Source organism: Halomonas pelophila, assembly GCF_040196315.1.
Taxonomy (GTDB): domain Bacteria; phylum Pseudomonadota; class Gammaproteobacteria; order Pseudomonadales; family Halomonadaceae; genus Halomonas; species Halomonas pelophila.
On the sequence record NZ_JBEGCI010000018.1, the window covers coordinates 41,725 to 68,089 of the forward strand.

The window sequence follows — 26,365 nt, forward strand, 5'->3', positions numbered from 1 at the left end:
CGAGGTCGAGCGTCCATGTCCCCGTCTGTTGCCCCCTCCCTGTCCCATGCCGAGCGCTTCGCGCGGCTGACCGCGCTGCTTGCCGAGTCGCAGCCGCTGTGGCGCCCGCTGCCGTTCCAGCACCGGGCCTCGCCCTGGGGCGAGGCATCCTTGGCGCTGGATGCCGCGCTGCTGGCGCTCACCGAGGACGAGGCGGCGCGCCTGCAGGATGCTCCCTTCACTGACTCGCCGCTCGCCGAGTGGTTGCCGGTGGCAAAGCTCGAGGCGCTTTCGGCGCTGCCCGAGCTCAAAGGCGATGGTCGCGCGCTGCCGGCGGCCTGGGCGGCCCACGTCGGCGGGCGCAAGTGGTCGCAGATCGAGGCCTTCCTGCCTCGGGTGGCGGCCGCGCCCGAGGAGCGGCTGGTGGAGTGGTGCGCCGGCAAGGGGCACCTGGCCCGGTCGCTCTCGCGCCGCGGCGAGACCGAGGTGACGGCGCTGGAGTGGCAGGCGGCGCTCTGCCAGGACGGGCAGCGACTGGCCGACCGCCAGGGCGCGGCGGTACGCATGGCCGAGCAGGACGTTCTGGCGCCCGAGGCGGGACGCTGGCTCTCGTCCGAGACGCACGTGGCGGCGCTGCACGCCTGCGGCGACCTGCACGCCCGGCTGATCGAGCTCTGCGCCGCCCAGGGCAGCGCCGTGACCCTGGCGCCCTGCTGCTATCAGCGCACCGCCGCGTCGCACTACCGGCCGCTGTCGCAGGGCGGCCGCGAGGGGGTGGCGGCCCAAGGGCTCTCGCTCACCCGCGAGGAGCTCGCCATGGCGGTGCAGGAGACCGTGACCGCCCCGCGCCACGTGCGCGTGCGCCGCGAGCAGGCCGGCGCCTGGCGGCTGGGCTTCGACCTGCTGCAGCGCGAGGTGCGCGGCATTGATGCCTACCTGCCGGTGCCGAGCCTGGCCTACGGCCAGCTGCCGGAGCGCTTCGAGGCCTTCTGCCGCTGGGCGGCCGAGCAGAAGGGGCTCGCCCTGCCGGCCGCCGGCATCGACTGGTCCGCCTTCGAGACGGCCGGCGCGCGGCGCCGGGCCGAGGTGAGGCGCCGCGAGCTGGTGCGCCACCTGTTCCGTCGTCCGCTGGAGGTGTGGCTGGTGCTGGATCGTGCCCTGCGTCTCGAGGAGGCGGGCTTCGACGTGGAACTCGGCACCTTCTGCGCGCGGGAGCTGACGCCGCGCAACCTGCTGCTGCGTGCCTCCCGCCGTGCCGACCACGGCTGACGGTCAAGGATCGAGAGAGGAGGGAGCCCATGCCCTGGAAACGCCTTGCCCTGCTGGGCCTCTGCGGCTGGGGGCTCTTTCATTTCGTGATCGCCCCGCCGGCCGAGGTGGTGGCCACCGCCATCGCCGAGCATCACCCGCTGCCCGAGGCGGCGCCGCTGCTCTCCATCGCCGAGCCGCCGCGCCAGGGCGAGATCGAGGCGGCGCCTCGCCGCCTGCCCGTCGAGGGCCTCGGCGTTCAGGTGGTGCCCCGGGCCACCTTCGAGCTCACGGCCAGGGTGCTGTCGAGCCGGGAGTATCGCCTGGGTCGCGATGCGCGGCTCTCCCCTCTGGACCTGGCGCTGGGCTGGGGGCCGATGGCCGAGGAGCGCGTGATCGAGGCGCTGGAGATCTCGCAGCGCCATCGCTGGTACTACTGGCGCTCCGACACCCGGCCGCCGATCCCTGCCCGGGCGATCGCGATCAACAGCAGCAACATTCACATGCTGGCCGGCGATGGCCCGACGATGGCGGCGCTCAAGCGGCTCGAGGCCGGCGACAGGGTCACGCTGCGCGGTCATCTGGTGGATATCGAGGGCGATGACTGGACCTGGCGCACCAGTACGCGCCGCACCGATACCGGCCAGGGTGCCTGCGAGATCATGCTGGTCGACTCCCTCATGGTGCACTGACGGGCGCCCCGGCCCCCCTGGCCGACCGATTCTCGTTCGCCCTTGCTCTCTAGGCTTCTCCTTTTCCTTCTTTATCGTCGCGCTCTTTCCCTCACTCCTGCTCCCGCGCTTCCCGCCAGTCGCGAAAGAGCGCCTGGATGCGCGAGCGAGTGCGGGCGTACCAGGTCTCGTCCTTGGCCACCGCCCGCTCGGCGTTAAGCGGATGGGTCGGGATGTGCAGGCGCATGTCCACGCCGCTCTCGGGGTGGGTGGTGACCCGCACGGCCGCCGAGCGGCGAGCCGGGCCGTAGGGGATGCGCCGTGCCAGGTCGGCCAGGCGCTCGGTGTCGGTGGCGAAGCGCAGGAACTCGCGCGCCGCCTCGGGGTGGGGAGCGCCTCGCGGGATCGCCCAGGTCTCGTGTTCCTGGACCTGGCCGTCCCAGAGGATCTCGATGGGTGCGCCGCGGTTGACCATGGCCTCGAAGAAGCGGCCGTTGTAGCCCGAGGCCATCACCACCTCGCCCTCGGCCAGCAGGCGGGGCGGGGTATCGCCGGCCTGCCACCAGTGAATCTCGTCGAGCGTCTCCAGGCGCTTCCAGGCCAGGTCCAGGCCGCGCCGCGTGCTGAGCAGCCGGTAGAGCTCCTCGCGGGGCACGCGATAGGAGAGCAGCGCCCACTCCAGGTTGACGGCCGGGGTGTCCTGCAGGGCGCGCGGCCCGGGGAAGCGTTGCTGGTCGAACAGGTCGCCGATGCGGGTGGGACGCCGCCCGGGAAAGGCGTCGGTACGGTAGGCGACCACGGTGGCGAAGATGCTGTGGGTGATGGCACAGCGTCCGAAGGAGTCCGGCAGGAAGTCCGCCGCCGCCGGGGTGCCGTCCGGGGCCGGCGCCAGCAGCCCGGGCGAGAGCGGCTCGAGCAGGCCCTCTGCGCAGGCCGCCATGGCCTCGCTGCGGGTCATGTCGATCAGGTCCCAGGGCACCTCGCCGGCGGCCACGGCGCGCCTGAGCCCCTCGAGCCCGCCGTCGTACTGCTGCACCGTCACCGGCCGGCCGGTGGCGGCGGTGTAGGGCGCGAACAGCGCGGCCTGCTGGGCGCGTTCGTAGGCCCCGCCCCAGCTCAGCACGACGAGGGCGTCGTCGCTGGCCGAGACGGGCGTGGCGGCGAGCAGCGCCAGCCACAGCAGGCGCGCCGGTGAGCGGCCCCGCGTTCGCTTGGACTCTCGTGCCATCGGACGTTCATCCCGTGCCATGTTCCTCCCGTCGCAGCTCGTCGCCGTGTGCCAGGTAGGCGCGGGTGATGCTCGACTCGAAGACCACCCCCAGGAAGACCCCATCGCCATCGACCACCGGCAGCGCCTCCCCGGTGACGTCCTCGAGCGCCGCCATGGCGTCCCAGAGCGAGGCGTCGGGCGCCAGCACGGGGCGCGCCAGCGGGGCGATCGCATCCACCCGTTGCACTCCCTCGGTGTCCCCCAGCGGATTGCTCGGCATGCCCTGCTGAGTGGCCTCCCGCGCCGCTTCCAGGTCGGCCAGGCTCACGCAGCCCCGATAGCGCCCCGCCTCGTCGACCAGGTAGCCCTCGCCGTGGCGGGCGCGACACAGCGCGGTGACCGCCTCGGCCACCGGCGTCTGTGGCCTGAGGGTCACGCAGTCGTCGGTCAGGTGCTCCATCACTGGGGTTCCCCGCAGCACGGCCCGGCCGCGCCCGGCGGAGAGGTCCAGGCCGCGTTCCACGAGCTGGATGTCGAACAGCGAGCGGCCGAACAGCTGGGCGGCGATGGGGCTCGCCAGGGTCACGCTCGCCAGCGCGGCGGTGGTCAGCGCGTAGCTGCCGGTCAGCTCGAAGACGATCAGCAGGCTGGTCAGGGGCGCGCCGATCACCGGGGCGGTGACCGCCACCATGCCGCAGACGGCATAGAAGACGAAGGTCTCCTGAGGCGCGCCGCTGAGCTGGCCGAGAAGGCTTCCGCACAGCGCCCCGAACAGGGTGCCGATGACCAGCGCCGGGCTGAACACCCCGCCGCCGAAGCCCATGCCCAGGCAGAGCCCCGTGGCGGCGATCTTGAGCACCAGGACCAGCAGCAGCTCGCCGCTGCCAAAGGCGCCGGCGATGGTGGCGAAGCGCAGGGTCTCCTGGCCGATGCCGAGGATGTCGGGGACCCACAGGGCGGTGAGGCCGAGCAGGGCGCCGGCCAGGGCGGGGCGCAGCGGCGCGGCGAAGGGCAGGCGCCGCGCCAGGCGCGTGACGCCGAGCAGGGTACCCATGTAGGACCCGGCGACCAGGGCGCCGAGGCCGCCGATCGCGAGGAAGGCGATGAACTCCCAGGGGCGCGGCACGGCGGTGTCGGCGACGTGGAAGAGCGCGCCGCGCTGGAGCACGTTGGCGGCGATCACGTGGCCGACCAAGGCGGCCGCGGCCACCGGGGCGAAGGCGCGCAGGGCGTAGTGGCGCAGCACCACCTCGTGGGCGAAGACGATGCCCGCCAGGGGCGCGTTGAAGGCGGTGGCGATGGCGGCGGCCACCCCGCAGGCGATGGTGACGTTGTCATCGGAGCGACCCAGGCGCAGCAGGCGGGTGGCGAGCGACCCCAGGGTGGCACCCAGGTGCACCAGCGGGCCGTACTGGCCGACCGAGGCCCCGCTGCCCAGCGAGATCAGGGCGCTGAGCGCCGAGAGGCCGCCGGCCCTCGCCGGCAGCCGGCCGCGGCGCGTCTGCACGGCGGCGATGGCATCGGCCGGGGTATGCGGGCGCCGCTCGGGGATGGCGAGATGCAAGAGGCCTACCGCGAGGCCACCGAGCGTCGGCACCGCGACGGTGATGACCAGCAGCAGGCCGGGGTGGTCGAACATCATGCGACTGCGCGGCGAGATCAGCAGCCAGTCGTTGAGCGCGAGCACCGCGGCGACGAAGCCCACCGCGACCAGCGCGGCGACGGCGCCGATGACGGCGCCCAGCAGCACCAGCCCCAGGAAGCGGACGACGGCCAGCGGTTTTCGGCCGGAGCGGGCGACGGCGAAAAGCGATCTCATCATCAAGGTGTAGGTGGGGGCATCGCGCCGGGCAAGGCGATGAAGCGTCCGGCTCGGCATCGGGCGCCGCCGGACGGGCGCTCGAAGGGCGACACGACGCGCGACACGAAGAGCGACACGAAAGCGTCAAAAAGAGCGACAAGAAGGCCGCGACCATGAGGCATGGCCGCGGCCAGAAAGACGCGGTAACGATGGCTGGCCCGGGCCGGCGGCTCAGTGGTGCCGGCTGAAGTGGCCGTGGGGGCTGGCGGTCATCAGGCGGTCGAACTCGCTGCCGCTCATGTGCACCAGGGTCTGGTGGTCGCCGGCCTCGAAGTAGATATCGGGCTGAAGGCGCAGCATATCGTCGATGTAGACCTGCAGGCCGTAGGCCTGGCCCACCGGGGTGGTGGCGCCGGGGTCGCAGTCGCTGAACGTCTCGGCGATCTGGGCCTCCGAGGCCAGCTGGACCTTCTCGTGGAAGAGCGCCGAGAGTCGGTCGAGGTCGGCATCGCAGGTGCTCGGCAGCACGGCCAGGCGATAGCCCGCGTCGCCCTGCAGCATGACCGCCTTGGCCATCTGGTTACCGGCGACGTGGGCGCGTTCAGCGATGCAGCTGCTGCTCACCTCGCGGGGGTGGGGGACTTCCTCGAAGTCGATGTCACAGGCGCGGAGATACTCCCGGATCGTCATGGGCATGCTCATGACACTTCCTCCTTCGGCCGCTCGGGCCGGGGTCGATAGTGGTGGCCTCCCTGTGGGTGGATGGTGCGTTCCATCCCTTTAGCATAGTCCCTTCGGCGACACAGTCCTTCGACACCGTACCTTCGGCATGGTCCCTTCGACCCGGTCGTTCCCGGCGCTCGCCGGCCCGTGGTGGTGATAGTTGGCGTGAGGCGGCGCGAGTATCCGCTCAACTCGCGGGAGGAAAGCGCGCCAGCCGCTCCCGGGTGACGCCGTCGCGCTGGACGCCCAGCGGCAGCAGGGTGCCCGGGGCCTGGCGGCGCAGGATGAGGCTGAGGTCGGTGGGCCGCTCGACGGCGACGCCGGCGGCGGTGAGGATCACATCGCCCGCCGCGAGGCCGGCCTGCTCGGCCACGCTCGCCTCGCCGACGCTGACGATGCGCACGCCGTCCGGGTGGGCCTCGAGCAGCACGCCCAGGCGCAGCGGGTCGGCGGGCTGGAAGGCGGCTTCATCGCCGAGCACGTAGCGTGCGTCGGCGTGTTCCGCCGGCACGGCGCAGTCGCCGGCCGGGGTCCAGGGCAGCAGGCTCTGGTGATCGGTGAGGCCCAGGTTGTCGAGCTGGGCGGGCACGCCGTCGCCGTTGGCCAGGTGCCCCTGGCCCATCAGCCCCACCACAAGGGGATCGGGTCCTGCCGGATTGCCGGGGCGCGCGGCGTCCGCCAGGGCGGCGGCCATGGCGCGGTCCCAGACCAGCTGGGCGGCGATGAAGCGCGCCAGGTCTGCGGGGTCGTCGAGCTCGACGTGCTGCTCATAGATCGCCGTGAGGCGCTCGCGATAGGCCGGCGCGGCCGGGGCCGGCGGGGTGATGCCGAAGCGCTCCTCCGAAGGGATGGCCTCCCAGCCCTGCATGGCCAGGCGCTCGCGCAGGGCGGGCGTGACGTTGAGGGCCACCAGCGGAATTCGCTGCATCCGCGCGAAGTGCAGGATCGGCAGGTAGAGCGCGGGATCGAAGCCCCAGGCCTGCTGCCAGTCGCTCTCTGCGAGAAAGGCCGCCTCGTCGAGCTCGCCGGCGATCCAGGCGTCCAGCGCCGGCTGGGCCTCCCGGGGCAGCATCTCCAGGCCGATCACCATGGACGGGCGATGGGCATGCAGGGCGGCCAGGGTGTAGAGCTGCCAGCGGTGATGGTCGACCCGGTCATGCTGCTCGCCGAGCAGCAGCACCCGGCGCTCGGCGAGTTCGGGCATCAGCGACGCGGTGGAGCGCCGCTGGCCGTCATCGGTCACCCACTGGCCGGGCCTGGGGCAGTCGTCGGCCAGGGTAACGGAGGGCGCGGCGAGGGGCAGGGCGAGACAGGCCAGGGCGGCCCAGCGGCCAAGGGCGCGGTATCGTGGCATCGATGACTCTCGTCGTGGGTGGCGGGTCGTGCCCGGGATCGGCGGAGGGATATCGCCTACCCTAGCCCGGTCCCCCGTTGGGGAAAAGCGGCACGACGTCGTCCCTCGATGACGCAGCCTGGGCGCATCGGCGATACTGGCGGGGCGAGGGGCCCGTCATCCACCACCGCAGAGGGACAGCATGACATCACACTCGACACCCGTTGCCACTGGTCTGGTGCTGCTGTTCGCCGCCCTGTCGCTCGCGGGGTGTGGCGGCGGGGAAGGCGTCGCCGAGGTGCCTCTGCCGGTGCTGGCAGAGCAGCCCGCGGCCCACGACGACAGCCGGGTGGCGACCCAGGGCGTAGTGCGCCACTTTGATGACCCGTTGCACTACTGGATCGAGGACGAGGACCTGCACCGGGTTGAGATCTTCCCTCACGAGCGCATCGCGCCTTACCTTGGCGAGGCCGTACGAGTGCAGGGACACTTCCGCTTCTCGCCGACAGAAGGACGCCGGCTCACGCTTCAGAGCGTCGAGCGGCTGGGGGGCGAGTGAGCGCGCTGGGCGACGCGGCCGGTCATTAGGCCTCGTCGGCGCCCGGTTGTGTCGGCTCCCGGTCGTCACCGCGAGACGCCGTTCAGGCTTCCCTGGAGCGTGGCGATGAGGCGGCGCGAGCCGCCCTGGTCGCGATGCTCGCCCAGCCAGATGCCCTGCCAGGTGCCTAGGGCCAGGCGTCCTTCGCGCACGGCCACGGTCAGCTGGGTGCCCAGCAGGCTGGCCGCCACGTGGGCGGGCATGTCGTCATCGCCCTCCAGGGTGTGGCGGAAATAGGGCAGGTCGCCGGGCACCAGGTCGCGCAGGAAGGCATCCATGTCATGACGCACGTCCGGGTCGGCGCTCTCGTTGAGGGTCAGTGAGGCCGAGGTGTGCAGCAGCTGAAGGTGCACGAGCCCCACCCTCACCTCGGCCAGCCGCGGCAGGCCGGCGACGATCTCATCGGTGACCCGGTGAAAGCCCCGCGTCCGTGACGACAGGGTGATATCGCGTTGGTCCCACATGGTCTCGATGCTCTCGTCATGGGTCAGGCGCCCAGCATAGGCGAGGCCTCGGCGACATTCATCCCGGGCGCTCGGTCCCAGGCGTTGGCCCCGATGCGCCGTACGCGGACGTCGGCGCCGTCGAGCGCCTCCTGCTCGGTCGGCCGGATTCGGGAAAGGCCGTCCGGCGCTGCCGGACGGCCTGAGCTTGCTTACATGGCGTGCTGGCTGGCGTGTCATGGCGCTCGCGTCATGGCCGGCAGACGAAGTAGTCGTTCTGGATGTCGTGCTCCAGCTGGTGGACCCGGATGTCGCGGAAGCCCGCCTCCTCCAGGTAGGCCAGTGCCCGTTCGCGGCCCCACATGGTGCCGAGCCCCTCGCCGCCCTGGGCCAGCGAGACCGTCATGCAGTGGCTCACCGAGACGGCATAGAGCATCGTCCCCAGCGGGTGGTCGCGGTCCAGGTGGTGGTGGCTGGAGGCGTGAATGTCCTGCACCAGGTAGACCCCGTCCGGTGCCAGGCTGCGGTGGATGCCCTTCAGCAGGCGGCGCGGCCGGGCCTGGTCGTGGATACCGTCGAAGGTGGTGACCAGGTCGAAGGCGCCGGGCGTGGCGGTGACATCGAAGTCGCTCAGGTCACGCACCTCGAACGCCAGGTTGTCGAGCCCGGCGGCTCGTGCCTGGTCCCGTGCCCAGGCGATGGCTTGCTCGGAGAGGTCGTAGCCGGTGAACCGGCTGGCCGGGAAGCGCCTGGCCATCGCCAGCAGGGCACGGCCGCGGCCGCAGGCGCAGTCCAGCACCCGGATGCCGGCCTCGAGCCGTTCGATCAAGCTCGGCGCCAGCGGCAAGATGGCATCGAACAGCGCCGGCAGCACGGTCTGGCCGCTGTCGCTGGCCATCACCTCCTGGAAGCGCGGATAGCGAGAGTAGGGCACGCCACCGCCTTCGCGGAAGCAGCGGACCACGTCGTCCTCCACGTTGCCCAGCAGCGAGATAAACTGAGCATAGATGGCGAGGTTGGCCGGGCCCCGGTCGGTGAGCAGATCGGCGTGGGCGTCGGGCAGTTGATAGGTGCCGGCGCTCGGGTCGGTGTCGATCACGCCGCCGACGACCATGCCGCCGAGCCACTCGCGCACATAGCGCTCGTCGAGTCCGGCAGCGTCGGCGAGCTGCTGGCTGGTGAGTGGCGGCCGTCCGGCCAGGGTCTCGAAGAGGCCGGTGCGGTGGCCGATGGCGGTCAGCAGCATCAGCCCGCTCTCGTTGAGGGCATTGATCAGCCGGGCCTCGAAGGCGCCGCTGTCGACCTCGGTCGCGGGAAGGGAATGGACGTTGCACATGGTCGTTCTCCTGTCGGTTCTGGATGTTGGTGGGCGTTCAGGAGAACCTTACGGCCGGCACGGCATCGCAACGAAAGGGGATTGCGCCGCAAAGGGGTGTTTTCTGCCATGACCACGCATTCCGCCACGCAAGTCGCCATCCTGGCGGTGCCCGAGACCACCGCCTCCACCCTCTACGGCATGTTCGACCTGTTTGTGGCGGCGGGACGCGACTGGGAGCTGCTGATGCACGGTCGCCCCGGCGCGTCGCTGCTACGGCCGCTGATCGTCTCCCGCGACGGTCGCGGCTTTCGCACCGGCAATGGGGCCTGGATCCAGCCGGACGCGTCCCTGGCCGACTGCCCGGCGCCGACGGCCATCTGCATTCCCGACCTGCTGGTGGTGCCCGGCGCCGCCCTGGAGGGACACTATGACCCGGAGCTCGCCTGGCTGCTGGCCTGTCATGGCCGCGGGACCCTGCTCGCCGGGGCCTGCACCGGGTCGCTGCTGCTCGCCGAGACGGGGCTGCTCGCCGGACAGGATGCCACCACCCACTGGGCCTACTGCGATGCCCTGGCTCGCCAGCATCCGGAGGTGTGCGTGCATGCCCATCGTGCCCTGGTGGTCAGCGGGGAGGGCGGGCGCCTGATCATGGCCGGCGGGGGCACCACCTGGATCGATCTGGCGCTGTTTCTGGTGGCACGACTGGTCGGGGTGGACGAGGCGATGCACCTGGCGCGGATCTTTCTGATCGACTGGCATCACGAGGGCCAGCAGCCCTACGCGACGCTGACCGCCGCCCGGCAGGTGGAGGATGCGCTGATCAGCGACACCCAGGTGTGGGTCGCCCAGCACTACGACACCCACTCGCCGGTGGCCGGCATGGTGCGATGCGCCGGACTCACCGAGCGCTCCTTCAAGCGCCGCTTCAAGGCCGCCACCGGCATGACGCCGATGGACTACGTGCATACCCTGCGCCTCGAGGAGGCCAAGCAGATCCTGGAGAGCAGCGACGCGCCCATCGAGGCGGTGGCCGAGGAGGTCGGCTATGCCGATCCGAGCTTTTTCCGTCGCCTGTTCGCGCGGCGCGTGGGGCTCACCCCTCGGCAGTATCGCCGGCGTTTCCGCGGCCTGAGGCTGACGCTGCAATGAGCCCTTCGCCGGCCTCCCGGCGAACTTCTGCAGGGTCGACGGCTATCGGGTGGCGTGTCATGCGGCGGCGGGCCACCGGTGCGGCACCGACGGCGCCCGGTGTATCGGGCCTTAGTCCTCCTGGCCGAGGCCGTTCATCGCGAACGATGCCGCTCGCTCACCTCGATCGCCCCAGCTCCTTGGCCACGTCCGCCATGCTGTAGTAGGTGTGCTCGCCGAACGTCTCCAGCGTCTGCATTTCCTCTTCGCTGGCTTGCCCGCGGGCGTGTGCCTTGAGTTCGTCGCGGCTGGCTGGAAACCGCAGGCCGGCAAAGAGGCTGGCGAAGCGGGCGGCGGACGGTGCCTGCATGGCCTGCTCGCCGCCGGTCTTGCTTGGCTGATCATCGGGGAGCCTTTCGTGGGTCCGCAGCTCACCGAAGGCGCGCGCCACCTCGGCCGCATCGCGATACTCCCGCGCCGGCAGCTGCTCGACGATGCGGCGCACCTCGCGGTCATCGTCATCGATGGCATCGCGCAGCGCGTCTCGCCCCTTGGGAAACGTCACCCCCGCCAGCGCCTTCTCGATATCCGCGGCCGACACCGCCTGCCTGGGGTGGGAGGTCTGCATGTGCTTCTCGTAGCGAGACTTCTGCTCGAACTCGTCACCGCAGATGTCACAAATGAACGGTGTCATCAGCGCAGGTCTCCAAAGGCGTGTTGAATGTCGGCCATCGTCTCGTACCGATGGTCGGGTAGTGCGTTCAGCGCCTCGACGATCTCCTTTGCTGCCTGGTTGTCCCTGGCCTGCCTGACCAGCTCGGCCTTGCGGCACGGCAAGTCCAGGCCCTTGAGGGCATGGGCGATGCCCGACGCCGAGGCCGTGTGGCGAGCCGCTCGGCCGCCGCGCTCACCGCCCTTGCTCGGGTCGCCTTCAGGCTCACGAGATTCCGGTTGCATGCTCGGCTCCGTGAGTTTGCCTGCCTGCAGCGCCTCGGTGGGCCACTCCCGCCGGTTCAGCCCCAGGGTCTTGAAGAGCGCCGCCGTGCCGGTGATCGAGACATCTTCCTCGCTCAGGTCGTCGTGCGCGCCGATGAGCAGCAGTTGAGCGTTGGCGTAGTCGAGCAGGCGGCTATCGTCGATATCGATCCAGCGCTTGTCGGCAAACTTCTCGCGCAGCGGCTCGGGATAGTCCGGCCGGGCATCGGGGAAGCCGGGCACATCGATGGCCGGGTTGCGCACCGAGATCACGTAGCTCGCCTCGGGCAGGATGCCCAGTTCTTCCTGTGCCCGGCCCGGCGTCTGTGGGCGGGTCAGGCGATAGGCCAGGCGCGAATCGCCGTCGCCCGCAACGATCGCGTAGCGCCCCTCGCCGACGGGAATGGCCTCGCCCTGCGCCTGCTCGCCGCGGGTCTTCGTTTCGTACTCCAGCGGCGCCAGCGCCTCGCCGACGGCCTCGGGCGAGCCCGTCATGTCGACCATCGCCCACTCCCGCGCGGTGGACGCCTGCGTGCCCTCGAGGATCTCCGGCATGCGCTTCTTGCCTACCAGCAGCAGCCGAGCGGTATCGGCAGCGTCTGGCACCAGTATCAGGTACAGGCGCTGGACGTCGTCGAGGCTCTGGACACGGTCGACGTCGACCCTGGGCCGGTAGAAGAAGTAGATATCGCCTTTCTCCACGTCGTCTGCCATCTGGCACCTCCTCTTCGCATCGGGCGTCACGGGGGCGCACGCCACCTTCGCCTCGAGCGGTGTAAACCGGGACGTTCCTGATTGAGGGTAGCTGCCTATCGGAGGGTCTTGCCTGCACCGGGCGCCGGGCATCGGGCGCCGGGCGTTGAACCAGGCACTGGCGCCGCGTGACGGCAGGTAGACGACAAAAGGCCCCGAGTCAGCGATGACTCGGGGCCTTTCTAAACGCTAGTCGCTTCACCTATGCGGCTGGGAGCGCCGCATGGTCGGTGGCGTGACGCATCAGCGCTTGGCGGCGCTCGCCCTGGCGTTGCGCTCTGCCACCAGGCCCTGCTCGCGGGCCATGGCGTAGGCGGCGCGCGGGCCGGTCCACAGCGAGGGCAGCAGCACCAGCGACACCGGGATCGCGGTGATCACGATGAACTGCTGCAGGGCACTGATCTGGCCGGACCCCATGTAGAGCAGGATGCCCGCCATGATGGCCATGGCGATGCCCCAGAAGGCGCGAACCAGACGGTTCGGGTCGTCGTGGCCGGTGCAGACCACGGCGATGGCGTAGCTCATGGAGTCGCCGGTGGTGGCGACGAAGATGCTGGTCAGCACCAGGATGGCCATCGCCATCAGGCCGCCGCCGGGCAGCGCCTGGGCCACGGTGAGGGTCGCCACGTCGAACTGGAAGTTGTTGAGCGCCTCGGTGAGGTCGATCACGCCGGTCAGCTGGTAGTGGATACCCGAGCCGCCGAGCAGCGTGAACCACATCGCGGTGGCGATCGGCGCCATCACGGCCACGGCCAGGATCATCTGACGGATGGAGCGTCCGCGCGAGATGCGCGCCACGAAGATCGCCATCAGCGGGCCATAGCCGATGAACCAGGCGAAGAAGAACACCGTCCACCACTGCATCCACCAGGCCGGCGCGGTCTCGGAGGTCATGGTCGCCATGGCGAAGAACGAGGTCAGGTACTCGCCGAAGCCCTGGGTGAAGGCGTTGGTCAGGAACAGCGTCGGACCGAAGACGAAGATCACCGCGGCGATGGCCAGCGCCAGGAAGACGTTGAAACGGCTGAGGATCTGGATGCCCTTGTGGATGCCGGTCATCGCCGAGGTGACGTAGACCACGGCGAGGGCGACGAGGATCATCAGCTGGGTGCCGTAGCCCTCGGAGGCGCCGAACAGCTCATGCAGGCCGAAGCTGACCTGAGTCGCCAGGAAGCCGATGGGGCCGACGGTGCCGGCGACCACGGCGATCACGCAGCAGGCATCGACCACGCTGCCGAACCAGCCTTTCATGATGCGCTCGCCGAGCACCGGGTAGAGCAGGGTGCGCGGCTGCAGCGGCTGGCCCTTCACGTAGTGGGCATGCGCCAGCACCACGGCGGTGAGGGTGCCGAGCACGGCCCAGGCCAGGAACCCCCAGTGCATGAACGACTGGGCGAGGGCCCCGGCGACCGCTTCCGGCGTGCCGGCTTCGGTGTCGAAGGCTGGCGGGGTGACCACGAAGTGATAGATCGGCTCACCCGCGGCGAAGAACACGCCGCCGCCGGCCAGCAGGGTGCACATGATCATCGACAGCCACTTGAAGGTGCTGATCTGTGGCGAGTCGAGGTTGCCCACCCGAGCATGGCCGGCGGGGGAGATGGCCACGCCGATGCCGACCACGAAGGTCAGCAGCAGCAGCAGCTGGAAATAGGTGCCCAGCGTCGCGGCGGTCCAGGCGAAACCGCTGGCGATGCCGTCGGCAACGCCCTGGATGTCGTACAGCGAGAGGCCGACGAAGGCGACGATGAAGCCGATGGTCAGCAACAGCACGAGAGGATCGCCGAGCCGCGACATGAGTCCCGTCCGAGCCATGGCGGCGGTTTGATCATTCTGGGGCATGGGGGAGATGCTCTAGTTTGGAAGGATTTTCGGCGTCGCCAAGACGTAACGCCGACTAGAGCGCCGGTACTCTACCACAGACACGCCCCTGGGCTAAAGAATAGCCTCAGGATGGCCCGCGCCATCCTCGCAGGGGTGCCCCGATCGCGTCGCGTTTCACGGCGACCCGATGTGGACTCGACTAGAATCTCAACGTCGATGGTACGGCCCGCGGCGCGGCCAGTCACAGAGGGATGAGACATGCTCAGATGGATGGCGATACTCCTGCTCGCGGCGGCGGCCCAGTCCCAGGCCAGTGACGATGATACCTCGCCCGACCAGGCGCTCACGCCCTGCTCCGCGGCCTGGGTCGCCCTGGTCGAGGCGCGGCTGGGGACGGGCGATGGGCGTGGACACGGCCTCGATCTCGGCTCCGGGGAGTGGCGGTCGGTGGTCGAGTTCAGGCTCGGCATCCGCGATGATCCGGCAGCGCCATGACCTTTCTCACCCACCTGCCCAATGGCCTGCTGATCGTCGTGATCGTGCTGGTCGCCAGCGCCCTGGCCCTGCTGCCGTATCTGCTGGCGCGCCGGGTGATGCTGGCTCGCGCCGACCAGCACTCCAAGGACCTGGCTGGCTCCGTGCTGTTTCGCATCGGTGCCCTGCACAGCCTCATCCTGGCGCTGATCTTCGCCCAGGAGCTGCTGAACTTCAGCGAGGCACGCCACGCGATGACTCGCGAGGCCGCCCTGGTTGGCGACATCTACTACGACCTCCAGCGCTATGACGATGAGACCACCGCGTCGATGCAGGCCCATCTCGTCGACTACACCGCCATCGTGCTGGAGCGCGAATGGCAGGGCCTGGCCCAGGAGGGGCGGCTGGACGCGCAGGCCTGGGCCGAGTGGGAAAGCGTCTACGAGGCCATCCTCGACCTGGTGCCCCAGACCCTGCGCCAGGAGTCCCTGCGCGAGATCATGGTGGTTCAGGCGCGGGAGCTGTCGGAGCTGCGCATCAACCGCGAGACCGCGGCCCTGATCGGCACCAACGATCTGTTCTTCTTCGCGGCGATCACCGGCATCGTGGTGATGTCCATCGGCTACTTCCCGTTCCCGCCGACCCCGGTGAACCTGACCCTGCTGCTGCTGTTCGGTGTCTACACCGGGCTGGTGCTCTACTTCATCGTGGCCTTTTCCAACCCCTTCAGCGCACCGGGCTTCGTCGAGCCGCTGCGCTTCGAGCGGCTCCTCGAGGCGATGCGCGGCGCAGCCGGCTGACCTCGGCGCCATCGACGCGAGGCCCGAACCGGTGATCCGGCTCGGGCCTCGTGCATGACGCGGGGTATGGCTCGACGGCGGCGACGCGGGTCAGTAGGCGCCTTCGCTGTAGGTCAGCTCATAGCTGTGGCTGTAGATCTCGAGGATGTTCCCGAAGGGGTCCTCCATGTAGATCATGCGGTAGGGCTTCTCGCCGGGGTAGTAGTAGCGCGGCTTCTCCATGCGCTTCTTGCCGCCGGCGGCGACGATGCGCTCGGCCAGCCCCTCGACGTCCGGGTCCTGCACGCAGAAGTGAAAGACGCCGGTCTTCCAGTACTCGAAGTTGTTCTCCGGGTCTTCCGCGTTCTTGAACTCGAACAGCTCGATGCCGATCCGGTCGCCGGTCGAGACGTGGGCGATCCGGAAGCGGCCCCAGCCGCTGCCGAACACGTCGGTACACATCTCGCCGATGGCGCTGTCGTCCTCGACGACCTCCGAGGGGGCCATGATCAGGTACCAGCCCATGACCTCGGTGTAGAAGGCCACTGCCTTGTCCAGGTCCGGCACCGAGATGCCGATATGAGAGAAGTTTCTCGGGTAAGGGGTGTGCATGACTGCTCCTGTCGCGTGGATGATGGCGCCAGTGTACGAAGCTCGCATGATCACTTAAAATTATCATTTATCATCTTGATGAGTCTGGATCGTAATGATCAATCCGAACTGGCTGCAGAGCTTCTGCACCCTGGTGGAGGTGGGGCACTTCACTCGCACCGCCGAGCGACTGCACATGACCCAGTCCGGCGTCAGCCAGCAGGTCCGCAAGCTCGAGGAGCAGCTGGGGTGCGCGCTGCTGGTCCGGCAGGGCAAGCGGTTCACGCTCACCGACGCCGGTGAACGCCTGTATCGGGAGGGCCGCCAGCTCGTGCTGGCGCTCGGGAACCTCGAGCAGCGGGTCGCGGCGGACCCGGCCTGCGAGGGCCTCGTGCGGGTGATGTCCCCCGGTAGCGTAGGCCTCAAGCTCTACCGCCGCCTGCTGGCCCTGCAGCGCCGCCACCCCGCGCTGGTGATCGACTACCGGTTTGCCCCCAATGCCGACGTGGAGCGCGCCGTGGCCGTTGGCGGCGTCGATATCGGCTTCATGACGGCTCGCGCGTCGCAGGCGGACGTCAGCATCGAGCCGGTGGCCAAAGAGCCGCTGCTGCTGGTCACGCCCGCCGCGGTGGTCGAGCCCGACTGGGAGACGCTGAGCCGGCTTGGCTTCATCGACCATCCCGACGGCGCGCATCACGCCGGCCTGCTGCTGGGCGCCAACTACGCCGAGTTCGAGCACGTCCAGCAGCTCGAGAAGGCGGGCTTCTCCAATCAGATCAACCTGATTCTCGAGCCGGTGAGCCTCGGCCTGGGCTTCACCGTGCTGCCGGCTCACGCGGTCGAGGCCTTCGATCACCCCTCGCGGGTCAGGGTCCATCCGCTGGCGCATCCCGTCACCGAGACCCTCTATCTGGCCGCGCATCGTCGCAAGGCCATGCTGAATCGCGTGGCGACGGTGGTGGCCGAGGCCCTGAAGCACCTCTAGCACGCGGTCGCGCGCGCTTGTTACTCGCCCGCAGTCGTGCCAGTCTTCGCGGCGAAACGATCAGGCTCGTGCTGGAGCCCACACAGGAGAGCGGCGTGAAAAGGCCAGGGAAACCGGTAGATGAAGAGATGCGCATTGAGGCGCTTCGCTCTCTCGACATTCTTGATACGCCCGCCGAGGAGCGATTCGACCGCTTGACGCGTCTGGCCAGGCGCCTGTTCGACGTCCCGATCGCCTTGGTCAGCCTGGTCGATCATAACCGCCAGTGGTTCAAGTCCTCGGCGGGGCTGGACGTCCAGGAAACCAATCGCGATATCGCCTTCTGTGCGCATGCGATCCATGGCGACGACGTCTTCATCGTGCCCGATGCGCAGCAGGATGAGCGCTTCGCGGACAATCCGCTGGTCGCGGGCCCGCCCTATATCGGCTTCTACGCTGGCTGTCCCATCACCGACATGGGCAAGCGGAAGATGGGCACCTTCTGCATCATCGACCGCCGACCCCGGGAGCTCTCCAAGGACGATATCGATGCCCTGAGAGACCTGGCGGCCATCGCCGAGCGCGAGCTCGCCATGGTCAAGCTGGCCACCCTGGACGAGCTGACCAGCCTGGCTAACCGGCGCGGTTTCATGACCCTGGCCCAGAACAGCCTCGACCTCTGCAGCCGGCACGGCATGCCGGCCACGCTGGTCTTCATCGACCTGTACAAGTTCAAGGAGATCAACGATTCGCATGGGCACATGGAGGGCGATCGCGCCCTGGTCGCCTTCGCCAACACCCTGATCGGCACCTGCCGCAGCGCCGACATCGTGGCCCGGTTGGGCGGCGACGAGTTCGTCGCCTTCCTGCCCAATGCCACCCAGCAGGCGGCCGAGGGCTACATCGCCCGGCTCGACGAGGCGCTGGCGGATCATAACCGCGACGCCGATCGGGGCTACGAGATCCAGTTCTCGTCCGGCATCGTCGAGTTCCACCCCGAGCGGCACCAGAGCATCGACGACCTGCTGCTGGCGGGCGACGCGCTGATGTACGAGAGCAAGGAGCAGGACGAGGCCGACAGGGCCTGAGGCCTGGCCGGCGCCCGCCAAGCGCCGGCGCGTCGCTCTGCTCAGGTCCAGCGCGGGTCGGCGGTGAACGACACGGTGAACCAGCGCCGCTGGGGCGGGATGCTGAGCCCCGCCGCGATCGCCGCGCGGATCTCGTCGAGCTCGACCATGCCGCGCCCGGCGGCGAAGTCCGGCCGGGTGACGACATGGATCTCGATGAAGTGGCCGCGGCCGGCCTTGGCGACGTGGCTGTTGTAGTCCAGCAGCCCCTCGCGACGCATCACCGGGGCCATGGCGGCGTGCACCTCGCGGTCGATGGCGCTCGGCGCGATCAGGAGCACCTCCTTCATGGCGCGGCGCACGATGCCGAGGGGCACCGGCAGGAAGCCCAGGGTGAGCATCGCCAGCAGCAGTGAATCGACGTAGGGCGTCAGGTGCGCGTAGGCGCTGCGCTCGAGGATCAGCGCGATCACGAAGGCCACCAGCAGGGCGCCGGTGATCAGCGCCGCCATCAGCCAGCCGTGCATGTCGATGCGCACGAATTCCGAGCCCACCCGGCGGTTGAGCTGACGCTGGTGCAGCGTCATCGCCGTGCAGATCACGGTGACCACCGCGGCGTAGACGATGGCCGTGCCGAAGGCCAGTTCGTGGCCGCCGGCCATCAGCCCCTGCACGGCGTTCAGGAAGGCGTAGAAGCAGAGCAGCAGCAGGATGGCGCCGTTGAGCGCCGCCACCAGCGGCTCCAGGTGCCAGTAGCCGTGCTGGAAACGCTCGCTGACTTCCCGGGCGATCAGCCGCGTCACGAAGAGTGCCAGGCCCGACATGGCCGCATCGATGGTCGAGAAGACGCCGTCGAAGAGGATCGAGCGCGAGCCGGCGAGCAGGCCCATGGCCACACCGAGGCTGGCGACCACCAGCGTCATGGCGATGGAGAGCGTCAGGGCGCGCTGTTCGAGGGCGGCGGGCATGGCATCGTCCTTGATGGGCAAAGCCTCGAGTCTAGCCGAGCCGCGGCGCCCTGGGGAGATGGCGCCGCCGAGGCCGCCGCCCCTGGCAGATGACGACGCGAGCGGGAATACTGGTGCCTCAGGCACTCGGCGCCTCGGCCGCGCTCGACGATCCCCACCTCACAGGGAGCCCCCCGCCATGGAGACTGGCCTTCGCCTCGTGCGCATCGACGCGCATTCGCCCCACGTTGCCACCCTGGCCGGCTGGGCCCATGCCGAGTGGGGCCACCTGCATCCCGAGCGCGATCCGGCGGCCGCTATTGCGACGTTTCGCGACGACTGCGGGCCGGCCGGCGTGCCCTCGGTGTTCGCCACCCTGGCCGGCGAGCGCCCGGTCGGCATGGCGAGCCTGGTGGTCGATGACATGAGCGACCGCCCTGAGCTCTCGCCCTGGCTGGCCTCGGTCTTCGTGCTGCCCGAGTGGCGGGGCAGGGGGCTTGCCTCGTGGCTGGTGCGCCGGGTCGAGGAGGAGGCCCGGGCGCACGGTGTCGCGCGCTTCTACCTCTACACGCCAGATCAGCAGGCGCTCTATCGGCGGCTGGGCTGGCGGGACCGGGAAGCGCGCCACTACCGCGACGAGGCGGTCACCATCATGCAGCGCGACCTGGTGTCTCCGGCCTGAGAGACCAGGTCCCGCGGATGGGCCGCTGGCGCGGCGCCTTGGGTGCTGCTGGCCAGGAAGGGGCCGTCACCCTGTGATGTCACAAGACGCGATGGCTGATATCGGGAGATCATCATGACCGGGATCGAGCATCGAGGCGTGCGGATCGCCTTCGAGGAGAGCGGCACGGGGCTCCCCATCGTCCTCAACCACAGCTTTCTCTGCTCGGGAGCCATGTGGCGCGCGCAGGTGCCGGCGCTGGCCAGTGACCATCGGGTCATCAATGTCGACTTGCGAGGGCACGGAGGCTCCGGCCACGTCATCGAGCCGTTCACGCTCGACGATGCCGTCTCGGACGTCATCGCCGTGCTGGATGCGCTGGGCATCGAGCAGGCGATCTGGTGCGGCCTGTCGATCGGCGGGATGGTGGCGCTTCGCGCCGCGTTGAACCACCCGGGGCGGGTTGCCGGCCTCATCCTGATGGATACCGATGCCGGCGCGGAAACCGCGTGGCACAAGGTGAAATACCATGCCATGGGCGCCGGAGCACGTGCCTTCGGCTTTCGCCCCTTGCTGCCCGCCATCGTGGGGCTGATGTTCGGCGCCACCAGCCGTCGCGTGAATCGCCCCCTGGTCAACGAATGGCGGGCCAGGTTTGCCGAGAACCACGTGCCCTCCATGCTGTTTTGCCTGGAGGCGCTGATCCAGCGGGACTCGATGCTCGACCGCCTGCACGAGATCCAGGTGCCGGCGCTCGTCCTGGTGGGGAAGGAGGACCGCTCCCTGCCGGTGGCGCTTTCCCGACGGATTCACGAGCGGCTTCCCGATTCCATCTTCATGGTGATCCCGGAGGCCGGGCACCTGGCGACCCTGGAGCAGCCGGGGCGGGTCAACGAGGCCATCGCCGGATTTCTGGCCACGCAAGCGCGCTGAGCGAATCCGGCGCGGGGCCTGGTTCGTTCCGGGCTGGGCTATGGTCATAGTCAGTGGCTTTCACGATGCCCTCGAGGTATCCCGATGATGCAACGTGGCACGCTCTCGCTCTGTGTCCTGCTCGTGCTGATGGCGTCCTCCGCGCAGGCAGAGAGGATCATCGCGGCCCGCTATGCCGAGCCGGCCGAGCGGTACGGCCATTATGCCCTCGGTCGGCCGCATGAATACGCGCGGCTGGTCGCCACCACCGATGCCGGGCGGGACGCGGTACTGGCGTTGCCCGCCGATGAGGTGTTCGAGGACTTGGCGCCGCGTCTCGTGCGGCTGGCCGATCAGGCACCGCCGGCCCTGCTGGTGATCGTCAGTGCGCGTGACGGCGGCTCACGGCTGGCGCTGGTCGGACTCGACGGCCGTCGGCTCGAGATCGTGGCGCAGTCGGTCCCCATCGGTCGTCCCAACCGATGGCTGAACCCGGTCGGCGTCGCCGATCTTAGCGGCGACGGCGAAGCGGAGATCGCCGCGGTCACGACCCCGCACATTGGCGGGGTGCTCAGGGTCTACCGACGCCGCGGTGAGCGCCTGGTGGAGATCGCCTCGCTGGGCGGCTTCTCGAACCACGTGTACGGCGCCTCGCAGCTGGCGCTGTCGAGGCCCGCCCGGATCGCGGGGCGCCTGCAGCTGCTGGTGCCCGACCGGCGACGCGAGACGATTCGCGTCATCCGCCTCACCGAGGCGGGGCTGGTGGAATCCGCCCGTTGCCGGCCGAGCGAGCCGGTCACGGGCCCGGAGGCGCTGGATGACTGCGAGCGTCGCCTGAACCAGGAAGGCTCGGTCGGGCCCGGCCATCCGGGACGGCCCTCGATCTCCCCGGGGTGGAGGCGTCATGATGAGCGCCAGGCGAGAGCCAGCCGACGTGACTTGGCACGAGATGGCGCCCGAGGAGACGCTCACGGCCCTGCAGGCGGACGATCACGGCCTGTCCGCCGGGGAGGCGGCAGTGCGTCTCGACGCATACGGTCCCAACCGCCTGCCGGCACCGGCGAAGCGTAGTCGGCTGATTCGCCTACTTCGACATTTTCACAGCATACTCATCTATGTCCTGCTCGGCTCCGCCGCGATCACCGCGATCACGCTCGGCATCGCCCTGGCCTTCGAGTCCACCGAGGCCGATACCATGCGCCGCCCCCCGCGCCCCAGGCATCAGCCGCTGTTGACCGGGGAGCTGACCTGGCACATCGTGCTGGTCTCGGCCCTGTTTTCCACGGTCGCGGTGCCGCTGCAGGATGGCGTGATCATCGTGGGCGTCGGTGTCGCGCTCCTGGCGATCACGGAGGCAGAGAATGAGGTGCAGCTGCGGCTTCGACAGCTGCGAACCTGAGCTTGGCCAAGACGGCGTCGCAACGTCTCGCTGCATGAAGGAGGCGGCGCTTCACCAACCACCTGTCGCGTCGATGACCCCATGCCGCCCATGACCGCTCTGTCTCAGCCCCGCTTGGCGATCGGCCTGTGGCCGGCCTTGCTCCTCTGCCTGCTCGCTCCCGCCCCGAGCGAGGCCGCCGACCCGAGCCTGCAGAGCCTTGCCATCCGCGCCAGGGTCTCCGAACGGACCCTGCTGGGTGAGGAGGCGCCGGAGGACTTCGAGGCCTACGACTTGTCGGCTAACGTCGCGCTGCCCTGGCAGCGCTACACCGCCTCGGGCTGGGGCATTGGCTCCCGCATGACGGCGAGTGCCGGCCTCTTGCGAGGCTCGGGCAAGGAGGCCCTGGTCGTGTCGCTCATCCCCGGCCTGACGCTGGGCAGCGACGACGGGCGCTTCACCCTGGACATGGGCGCGGGCGCTGCGCTGTTCAGCCGGCATCGCTTCGGGACCCAGGACTACGGCGGGCCCTTCCAGTTTGCCCTGACCCTGGGCGTCGGCGTGCCGCTCTACGAGAGGCTCGGGCTTGGCTATCGGTTCCTTCACTACTCCGATGCCGCGGTCAATGGATCCGACACTACCGGAGCGGATTTCCACATGATCGAGTTCCGCTATCGATTCGAGTAGCGGGGGCCGCTTCTCGAACGCCCGTTTTCTCTCTTCCATGCCCCCGATGACGGATGAGACCTCTCGGCGTGGCACCCGTGGGAGCCAGCGCCTGCGACCGCAAGCCGACGCCCACGGGGACACACTCCTGATCCCCTGCGCGAGGCGTCGCGGCGAGCCCCGGGCTAAGGTGAGAGGTAAGGCAATGAGTGGTCCGGCAGTTCGGCGGCCTGACGGATGCCTTCCCCCTGGGGCACGCCATGCAGCGATCAGCCCCGTGGCCGCGCGCCAGCCGATACCCCGCCACGCCCCGATCCGCTGACCTTCTACGCCAGGCGTCCAGGCAACCGCCAAGGGAGGAAGCGACAATGCAATACTTTCACAACCTCGACCAGATCGTGGAAACGCTCGATACGGATGAATCCACGAGAAACGACCCGATCAAGAGGGTGTTTGTTTTCGATGGAGCGCATGTCACGGCGAATGTCGGCATCGTGCGCGACAGCGAAAATGCGCTTCATACCCAGATGCAACACGACGAGATACTGGTCATCATCGAGGGCGACGTGGACTTCAAGGTGGGCGATGAAGTCAGGCGAGTGGGCAGGGGAGATCTGGTCTTTATTCCACAGAACACGCTCCACGGCCCGATTCTCGAAGAGGGGCAACGCTTTGCGGCACTCTCGGTGTTTGCCCCTTACTTTGATCGGTCCCGGAACAATATCGTGTGGGAGAGGGACTCGGCATAGGGCCACCGACGCGGTCGGGGGGCCGAGTTCCCGCGGGCGCTGTACCCGAGCGTCTTCCGTTGGCGCGTCTCGTGCATCTGCCGTTGCCCCCTGGCGATGCAGGGAGGCCCCCCGTCATCTGGGTAACATCGTGAGCGTGGCGGCGCGTGCATGCGATATCCGGGCGTTCCGTCCCATCACCGCTATGGGGGTGCTTCGCATCACGAAGTCCAGGAGACGACGATGGAAAGAATCGAGGGACAGGGTGCCTGTCTATGCGGCGCAGTCCGATTCACGGCAAACCATGCCAGCAGCAGCATGGAAGCCTGCCATTGCGGCATGTGCAGGACATGGGGAGGAGGGCCCCTCATGTCCACTCCTTGCGGGAGCGAGGTCGCCTTTGAGGGTAAGGAACACATTGCCGTTTACGAATCGTCGGCTTGGGCGGAACGCGGTTTCTGCAAGGTGTGTGGCAGTCACTTGTTTTTCCGATTGAAAGCCACTCGTCAGCACTATATTCCCGTGGGGCTGTTTGATCAGCAGGGGAGTTTCACGTTCGAACTGCAGGGCTGCATCGATAGAAAGCCATCGTTCTACGCCTTCGCGAACAAGACCAGGAACCTGACCGAGGCGCAGTTCATGGGGGAGGATGGACAGCCGTAAGGACGGCTGCCCATCGCAGGCACGGGCACGAGCCCTTCCCTGGCCCCGCTGGTGTGGCGGTTTTTTGACCACCCGCCCGAGACGAAGCCCCCGGAAAGCTGGATAATGGCGGGTTACGCGCTACGGCCGCCCATACACGAATCCGGTGCTTTGTCCATGGAAATCAAGGTCAACTATCTCGACAACCTCCGCCTGGAGGCCAAGTTCGACGACTTCACGGTCATCTCCGACCAGCCCATCCGCTACAAGGGCGACGGCTCGGCACCGGGGCCCTTCGACTACTTCCTGGCCTCCTCGGCGATGTGCGCGGCCTACTTCGTCAAGGTGTACTGCAACGCCCGGGACATCCCCACCGAGAACATCCGGCTGTCGCAGAACAACATCGTCGACCCGGAGAACCGCTACCAGCAGATCTTCAAGATCCAGGTGGAGCTGCCCGAGGACATCTCCGAGAAGGATCGCCAGGGCATCCTGCGCTCCATCGATCGCTGCACGGTCAAGAAGGTGGTGCAGACCGGCCCCGAGTTCCAGATCGAGGTGGTGGAGAACATCGACGAGGACGCCCAGGCGCTGCTGACGGGCAAGGCCACCGGCGAGGCGAACGGCGAGGGCACCTGGATCGAGGGCAAGGACCTGCCGCTGGAGCAGACCATCGCCAATCTCTCGGGCCTGCTCGCCGATCTCGGCATGAAGATCGAGATCGCCTCCTGGCGCAACATCGTGCCCCACGTCTGGTCGCTGCACATCCGCGACGCCGCCTCGCCGATGTGCTTCACCAACGGCAAGGGCGCCACCAAGGAGAGCGCGCTCTGCTCGGCGCTCGGCGAGTTCATCGAGCGGCTGAGCTGCAACTTCTTCTACAACGACCAGTTCTTCGGCGAGGAGATCGCGGCCAGCCGCTTCGTCCACTACCCCAACGAGGAGTGGTTCCAGCCAGGGCCCGACGACGCCCTGCCGGCTGGTATCCTCGACGAGTACACCCGGGACATCTACGACCCCGAGGGCGAGCTTCGCGGCTCGAACCTGATCGACACCAACTCCGGCCGGACCGATCGCGGCATCGTCTCGCTGCCCTTCGTGCGCCAGTCCGACGGCGAGACTGTCTACTTCCCCTCGAATCTGATCGAGAACCTCTACCTCAGCAACGGCATGAGCGCCGGCAACACGCTCCCCGAGGCCCAGGTGCAGTGCCTCTCCGAGATCTTCGAGCGCGCGGTGAAGAAGCAGATCATCGAGGAGGAGATCACCCTGCCGGACGTGCCCATGGCGGTGCTGCAGCGATACCCCGACATCCTCGAGGGCGTCGAGGCGCTGGAGGCCCAGGGCTTCCCGGTGCTGGTCAAGGACGCCTCGCTCGGCGGCCAGTTCCCGGTGATGTGCGTGGCGCTGATGAACCCCAAGACCGGCGGCGTCTTCGCCTCCTTCGGCGCCCACCCGAGCTTCCACGTGGCGCTCGAGCGCAGCCTCACCGAGCTCCTGCAGGGGCGCAGCTTCGAGGGTCTCAACGACTTCCTGCCGCCGACCTTCAACTCCCTGGCGGTGGCCGAGCCCAACAACTTCGTCGAGCACTTCATCGACTCCTCCGGCGTGGTCTCCTGGCGCTTCTTCAGTGCGAAGGCCGACGTCGAGTTCGTCGAGTGGGACTTCTCGGGCAGCAACGTCGAGGAAGCCGCGGGGCTCTTCGGCATCCTCGAGGAGCTCGGGCTGGAGGCCTACCAGGCCGTGCACGAGGACCTGGGGGCGCCGGTGTGCCGCATCCTGGTGCCGGGCTACTCCGAGGTCTACCCCGTGGAGGACCTGGTCTGGGACAACACCAACAAGGCGCTGCTGTTCCGCGAGGACATCCTCAACCTCCACGCCCTCGACGACGAGCGGCTGGCCGCGCTGCTCGAGCGCCTGGAGGAGAGCCAGATCGATGACCAGGAAGACATCATCACCCTGATCGGCATCGAGTTCGACGAGAACACCGTCTGGGGCCAGCTCACCATCCTCGAGCTCAAGCTGCTGATCAACCTGGCGCTCGGCCAGCACGAGGAGGCGCTGGAGCGGGTCGAGATGTTCCAGCAGTTCAACGACAACACCGTCGAGCGCGGGCTCTTCTACCAGGCCATGCACGCGGTGCTGGAGATCACCCTCGATGACGAGCTCGAGCTCGACGACTACCTCTACAATTTCCGCCGCATGTTCGGCGAGGCGACCATGGACGCCGTGGTCGGTTCGGTGGACGGCAGCGTGCGCTTCCACGGCCTGACGCCGACCAGCATGGCGCTGGAGGGCCTCGAGAAGCACCAGCGCCTGATCGAGAGCTACCAGAAGCTGCACGCGCATCGTGCGGCCAGGGCGGGACTGCGCTAGGCCGCTCGCGCCTCTGTTGCCGCGACGAGCGCGACGAAAAAGCCCCCGAGCCGATCCTGAACTGACCCCCAATAGTTGGACGGTTCATTCAGCCAGCGCCCAAGGCCTGAGTCCTGTACTGCACGGGGCTCAGGCCTTTTAGTTTCAGCCTGATGCGTTCGTGGTTGTAGTAATGGATG

28 protein-coding genes are annotated in these 26,365 nt (G+C 68.7%); 16 read left to right on the top strand and 12 right to left on the bottom strand.

From position 1 onward, the window contains the following. Positions 1-15 precede the first annotated feature (15 nt). Both ABE957_RS16385 and ABE957_RS16390 read left to right on the top strand, forming a co-directional pair. Positions 16-1,248, top strand: coding sequence for a methyltransferase (locus ABE957_RS16385; RefSeq protein WP_349759740.1), 1,233 nt, complete (start codon positions 16-18; stop codon positions 1,246-1,248). Between the two features lie 29 nt (positions 1,249-1,277). After that, entirely contained in the window at positions 1,278-1,919 is a 642-nt protein-coding gene (locus ABE957_RS16390; protein ID WP_349759741.1) for a hypothetical protein, read from the top strand. 91 nt (positions 1,920-2,010) lie between these two features. On the opposite strand, the gene ABE957_RS16395 is transcribed toward ABE957_RS16390, so the two are convergent. From ABE957_RS16395 to ABE957_RS16410, 4 genes are all read right to left on the bottom strand, one after another. Next, complete coding sequence (locus ABE957_RS16395) at positions 2,011-3,126, bottom strand: extracellular solute-binding protein (RefSeq protein ID WP_349759742.1); 1,116 nt, start codon at positions 3,124-3,126, stop codon at positions 2,011-2,013. 7 nt (positions 3,127-3,133) lie between these two features. Continuing rightward, the gene (locus ABE957_RS16400) at positions 3,134-4,930 is read right to left on the bottom strand and encodes a chloride channel protein (RefSeq protein ID WP_349759743.1); all 1,797 of its coding nucleotides are present in this window, start codon (positions 4,928-4,930) and stop codon (positions 3,134-3,136) included. 210 nt (positions 4,931-5,140) lie between these two features. Then, the gene (locus ABE957_RS16405) at positions 5,141-5,611 is read right to left on the bottom strand and encodes an aminoacyl-tRNA deacylase (RefSeq protein ID WP_349759744.1); all 471 of its coding nucleotides are present in this window, start codon (positions 5,609-5,611) and stop codon (positions 5,141-5,143) included. 208 nt (positions 5,612-5,819) lie between these two features. Continuing rightward, positions 5,820-6,986 (bottom strand): ChaN family lipoprotein, encoded by a 1,167-nt coding sequence (locus ABE957_RS16410; protein WP_349759745.1) that lies wholly within the window; start codon positions 6,984-6,986, stop codon positions 5,820-5,822. Between the two features lie 181 nt (positions 6,987-7,167). Here ABE957_RS16410 and ABE957_RS16415 point away from each other — a divergent pair, with 181 nt between their 5' ends. Then, positions 7,168-7,524 (top strand): hypothetical protein, encoded by a 357-nt coding sequence (locus ABE957_RS16415; RefSeq protein WP_349759746.1) that lies wholly within the window; start codon positions 7,168-7,170, stop codon positions 7,522-7,524. Positions 7,525-7,589: 65 nt separating this feature from the next. On the opposite strand, the gene ABE957_RS16420 is transcribed toward ABE957_RS16415, so the two are convergent. Both ABE957_RS16420 and ABE957_RS16425 read right to left on the bottom strand, forming a co-directional pair. Beyond that, on the bottom strand, positions 7,590-8,027 hold the full coding sequence (locus tag ABE957_RS16420) for a secondary thiamine-phosphate synthase enzyme YjbQ (RefSeq protein WP_349759747.1): 438 nt from the start codon (positions 8,025-8,027) through the stop codon (positions 7,590-7,592). Between the two features lie 229 nt (positions 8,028-8,256). Next, the gene (locus tag ABE957_RS16425; protein WP_349759748.1) at positions 8,257-9,342 is read right to left on the bottom strand and encodes a class I SAM-dependent methyltransferase; all 1,086 of its coding nucleotides are present in this window, start codon (positions 9,340-9,342) and stop codon (positions 8,257-8,259) included. 108 nt (positions 9,343-9,450) lie between these two features. Between ABE957_RS16425 and ABE957_RS16430 the strand changes: the two genes are divergently transcribed. After that, complete coding sequence (locus ABE957_RS16430) at positions 9,451-10,473, top strand: GlxA family transcriptional regulator (RefSeq protein WP_349759749.1); 1,023 nt, start codon at positions 9,451-9,453, stop codon at positions 10,471-10,473. A 157-nt stretch (positions 10,474-10,630) separates the two neighbouring features. Here ABE957_RS16430 and ABE957_RS16435 read toward each other — a convergent pair whose 3' ends face one another. From ABE957_RS16435 to ABE957_RS16445, 3 genes are all read right to left on the bottom strand, one after another. Next, entirely contained in the window at positions 10,631-11,146 is a 516-nt protein-coding gene (locus tag ABE957_RS16435; RefSeq protein ID WP_349759750.1) for a DUF2795 domain-containing protein, read from the bottom strand. Continuing rightward, positions 11,146-12,141: a DUF2795 domain-containing protein gene (locus tag ABE957_RS16440; protein WP_349759751.1), complete on the bottom strand. Its 996-nt coding sequence runs from the start codon at positions 12,139-12,141 to the stop codon at positions 11,146-11,148. The genes ABE957_RS16435 and ABE957_RS16440 overlap by 1 nt, the downstream gene beginning before the upstream one ends. Before the next feature lie 282 nt (positions 12,142-12,423). Next, complete coding sequence (locus tag ABE957_RS16445) at positions 12,424-14,019, bottom strand: BCCT family transporter (protein WP_349759752.1); 1,596 nt, start codon at positions 14,017-14,019, stop codon at positions 12,424-12,426. A gap of 240 nt (positions 14,020-14,259) precedes the next feature. On the opposite strand from ABE957_RS16445, the gene ABE957_RS16450 reads away from it, so the two are divergent. Together ABE957_RS16450 and ABE957_RS16455 are read left to right on the top strand one after the other, a co-directional pair. Next, on the top strand, positions 14,260-14,496 hold the full coding sequence (locus tag ABE957_RS16450; RefSeq protein ID WP_349759753.1) for a hypothetical protein: 237 nt from the start codon (positions 14,260-14,262) through the stop codon (positions 14,494-14,496). Beyond that, entirely contained in the window at positions 14,493-15,275 is a 783-nt protein-coding gene (locus ABE957_RS16455) for a bestrophin-like domain (RefSeq protein WP_349759754.1), read from the top strand. The genes ABE957_RS16450 and ABE957_RS16455 overlap by 4 nt, the downstream gene beginning before the upstream one ends. Positions 15,276-15,365: 90 nt before the next feature. Here the strand turns inward: ABE957_RS16455 and ABE957_RS16460 are convergent, their stop codons facing one another. Next, positions 15,366-15,866 (bottom strand): lactoylglutathione lyase family protein, encoded by a 501-nt coding sequence (locus ABE957_RS16460; protein WP_349759755.1) that lies wholly within the window; start codon positions 15,864-15,866, stop codon positions 15,366-15,368. Between the two features lie 94 nt (positions 15,867-15,960). Between ABE957_RS16460 and ABE957_RS16465 the strand changes: the two genes are divergently transcribed. Continuing rightward, on the top strand, positions 15,961-16,830 hold the full coding sequence (locus ABE957_RS16465) for a LysR family transcriptional regulator (protein WP_349759756.1): 870 nt from the start codon (positions 15,961-15,963) through the stop codon (positions 16,828-16,830). A 128-nt stretch (positions 16,831-16,958) separates the two neighbouring features. Further along, complete coding sequence (locus ABE957_RS16470) at positions 16,959-17,897, top strand: GGDEF domain-containing protein (protein WP_349759757.1); 939 nt, start codon at positions 16,959-16,961, stop codon at positions 17,895-17,897. 41 nt (positions 17,898-17,938) lie between these two features. Here ABE957_RS16470 and ABE957_RS16475 read toward each other — a convergent pair whose 3' ends face one another. After that, the gene (locus ABE957_RS16475) at positions 17,939-18,844 is read right to left on the bottom strand and encodes a cation diffusion facilitator family transporter (RefSeq protein ID WP_349759758.1); all 906 of its coding nucleotides are present in this window, start codon (positions 18,842-18,844) and stop codon (positions 17,939-17,941) included. 178 nt (positions 18,845-19,022) lie between these two features. Here ABE957_RS16475 and ABE957_RS16480 point away from each other — a divergent pair, with 178 nt between their 5' ends. The 8 genes from ABE957_RS16480 (at position 19,023) to ABE957_RS16515 (ending at position 26,186) form a co-directional block, all read left to right on the top strand. After that, complete coding sequence (locus ABE957_RS16480; RefSeq protein WP_349759759.1) at positions 19,023-19,505, top strand: GNAT family N-acetyltransferase; 483 nt, start codon at positions 19,023-19,025, stop codon at positions 19,503-19,505. A 114-nt stretch (positions 19,506-19,619) separates the two neighbouring features. Then, positions 19,620-20,417, top strand: a complete 798-nt coding sequence (locus ABE957_RS16485) for an alpha/beta fold hydrolase (RefSeq protein WP_349759760.1) — start codon at positions 19,620-19,622, stop codon at positions 20,415-20,417. A gap of 84 nt (positions 20,418-20,501) precedes the next feature. Continuing rightward, positions 20,502-21,467 carry a hypothetical protein gene (locus ABE957_RS16490; RefSeq protein WP_349759761.1) on the top strand — a complete coding sequence of 322 codons (966 nt, stop codon included), beginning with the start codon at positions 20,502-20,504 and terminating at the stop codon, positions 21,465-21,467. Beyond that, complete coding sequence (locus tag ABE957_RS16495) at positions 21,394-21,795, top strand: cation transporting ATPase C-terminal domain-containing protein (protein WP_349759767.1); 402 nt, start codon at positions 21,394-21,396, stop codon at positions 21,793-21,795. Before ABE957_RS16490 ends, ABE957_RS16495 begins: the two co-directional genes overlap by 74 nt. A 90-nt stretch (positions 21,796-21,885) precedes the next feature. Beyond that, a complete protein-coding gene (locus tag ABE957_RS16500; RefSeq protein ID WP_349759762.1) occupies positions 21,886-22,461 on the top strand; it encodes an acyloxyacyl hydrolase in 576 nt (191 codons plus the stop codon). Between the two features lie 347 nt (positions 22,462-22,808). Then, positions 22,809-23,189 carry a cupin domain-containing protein gene (locus ABE957_RS16505; protein WP_349759763.1) on the top strand — a complete coding sequence of 127 codons (381 nt, stop codon included), beginning with the start codon at positions 22,809-22,811 and terminating at the stop codon, positions 23,187-23,189. Between the two features lie 222 nt (positions 23,190-23,411). Beyond that, positions 23,412-23,831 carry a GFA family protein gene (locus ABE957_RS16510; RefSeq protein WP_490424192.1) on the top strand — a complete coding sequence of 140 codons (420 nt, stop codon included), beginning with the start codon at positions 23,412-23,414 and terminating at the stop codon, positions 23,829-23,831. Positions 23,832-23,987: 156 nt separating this feature from the next. Then, positions 23,988-26,186: an OsmC domain/YcaO domain-containing protein gene (locus tag ABE957_RS16515; protein WP_349759764.1), complete on the top strand. Its 2,199-nt coding sequence runs from the start codon at positions 23,988-23,990 to the stop codon at positions 26,184-26,186. A gap of 88 nt (positions 26,187-26,274) precedes the next feature. On the opposite strand, the gene ABE957_RS16520 is transcribed toward ABE957_RS16515, so the two are convergent. Then, a partial coding sequence (locus ABE957_RS16520) for an IS3 family transposase (protein ID WP_349758910.1) occupies positions 26,275-26,365 on the bottom strand: 91 nt, incomplete at its 5' end.

Excerpts from the sequence above, each read along its gene's own strand:
- ABE957_RS16500 (WP_349759762.1), top strand. The coding sequence starts at position 21,886 with ATGACCGCTCTGTCTCAGCCCCGCTTGGCGATCGGCCTGTGGCCGGCC.
- ABE957_RS16465 (WP_349759756.1), top strand. The coding sequence starts at position 15,961 with ATGATCAATCCGAACTGGCTGCAGAGCTTCTGCACCCTGGTGGAGGTG.
- ABE957_RS16450 (WP_349759753.1), top strand. The coding sequence starts at position 14,260 with ATGCTCAGATGGATGGCGATACTCCTGCTCGCGGCGGCGGCCCAGTCC.
- ABE957_RS16435 (WP_349759750.1), bottom strand. The coding sequence starts at position 11,146 with ATGACACCGTTCATTTGTGACATCTGCGGTGACGAGTTCGAGCAGAAG.
- ABE957_RS16505 (WP_349759763.1), top strand. The coding sequence starts at position 22,809 with ATGCAATACTTTCACAACCTCGACCAGATCGTGGAAACGCTCGATACG.
- ABE957_RS16430 (WP_349759749.1), top strand. The coding sequence starts at position 9,451 with ATGACCACGCATTCCGCCACGCAAGTCGCCATCCTGGCGGTGCCCGAG.
- ABE957_RS16405 (WP_349759744.1), bottom strand. The coding sequence starts at position 5,611 with ATGAGCATGCCCATGACGATCCGGGAGTATCTCCGCGCCTGTGACATC.
- ABE957_RS16510 (WP_490424192.1), top strand. The coding sequence starts at position 23,412 with ATGGAAAGAATCGAGGGACAGGGTGCCTGTCTATGCGGCGCAGTCCGA.
- ABE957_RS16415 (WP_349759746.1), top strand. The coding sequence starts at position 7,168 with ATGACATCACACTCGACACCCGTTGCCACTGGTCTGGTGCTGCTGTTC.
- ABE957_RS16440 (WP_349759751.1), bottom strand. The coding sequence starts at position 12,141 with ATGGCAGACGACGTGGAGAAAGGCGATATCTACTTCTTCTACCGGCCC.
- ABE957_RS16460 (WP_349759755.1), bottom strand. The coding sequence starts at position 15,866 with ATGCACACCCCTTACCCGAGAAACTTCTCTCATATCGGCATCTCGGTG.
- ABE957_RS16445 (WP_349759752.1), bottom strand. The coding sequence starts at position 14,019 with ATGCCCCAGAATGATCAAACCGCCGCCATGGCTCGGACGGGACTCATG.
- ABE957_RS16420 (WP_349759747.1), bottom strand. The coding sequence starts at position 8,027 with ATGTGGGACCAACGCGATATCACCCTGTCGTCACGGACGCGGGGCTTT.
- ABE957_RS16515 (WP_349759764.1), top strand. The coding sequence starts at position 23,988 with ATGGAAATCAAGGTCAACTATCTCGACAACCTCCGCCTGGAGGCCAAG.
- ABE957_RS16390 (WP_349759741.1), top strand. The coding sequence starts at position 1,278 with ATGCCCTGGAAACGCCTTGCCCTGCTGGGCCTCTGCGGCTGGGGGCTC.
- ABE957_RS16385 (WP_349759740.1), top strand. The coding sequence starts at position 16 with ATGTCCCCGTCTGTTGCCCCCTCCCTGTCCCATGCCGAGCGCTTCGCG.
- ABE957_RS16480 (WP_349759759.1), top strand. The coding sequence starts at position 19,023 with ATGGAGACTGGCCTTCGCCTCGTGCGCATCGACGCGCATTCGCCCCAC.
- ABE957_RS16425 (WP_349759748.1), bottom strand. The coding sequence starts at position 9,342 with ATGTGCAACGTCCATTCCCTTCCCGCGACCGAGGTCGACAGCGGCGCC.
- ABE957_RS16490 (WP_349759761.1), top strand. The coding sequence starts at position 20,502 with ATGATGCAACGTGGCACGCTCTCGCTCTGTGTCCTGCTCGTGCTGATG.
- ABE957_RS16475 (WP_349759758.1), bottom strand. The coding sequence starts at position 18,844 with ATGCCCGCCGCCCTCGAACAGCGCGCCCTGACGCTCTCCATCGCCATG.
- ABE957_RS16400 (WP_349759743.1), bottom strand. The coding sequence starts at position 4,930 with ATGATGAGATCGCTTTTCGCCGTCGCCCGCTCCGGCCGAAAACCGCTG.
- ABE957_RS16485 (WP_349759760.1), top strand. The coding sequence starts at position 19,620 with ATGACCGGGATCGAGCATCGAGGCGTGCGGATCGCCTTCGAGGAGAGC.
- ABE957_RS16455 (WP_349759754.1), top strand. The coding sequence starts at position 14,493 with ATGACCTTTCTCACCCACCTGCCCAATGGCCTGCTGATCGTCGTGATC.
- ABE957_RS16395 (WP_349759742.1), bottom strand. The coding sequence starts at position 3,126 with ATGGCACGAGAGTCCAAGCGAACGCGGGGCCGCTCACCGGCGCGCCTG.
- ABE957_RS16470 (WP_349759757.1), top strand. The coding sequence starts at position 16,959 with ATGCGCATTGAGGCGCTTCGCTCTCTCGACATTCTTGATACGCCCGCC.
- ABE957_RS16410 (WP_349759745.1), bottom strand. The coding sequence starts at position 6,986 with ATGCCACGATACCGCGCCCTTGGCCGCTGGGCCGCCCTGGCCTGTCTC.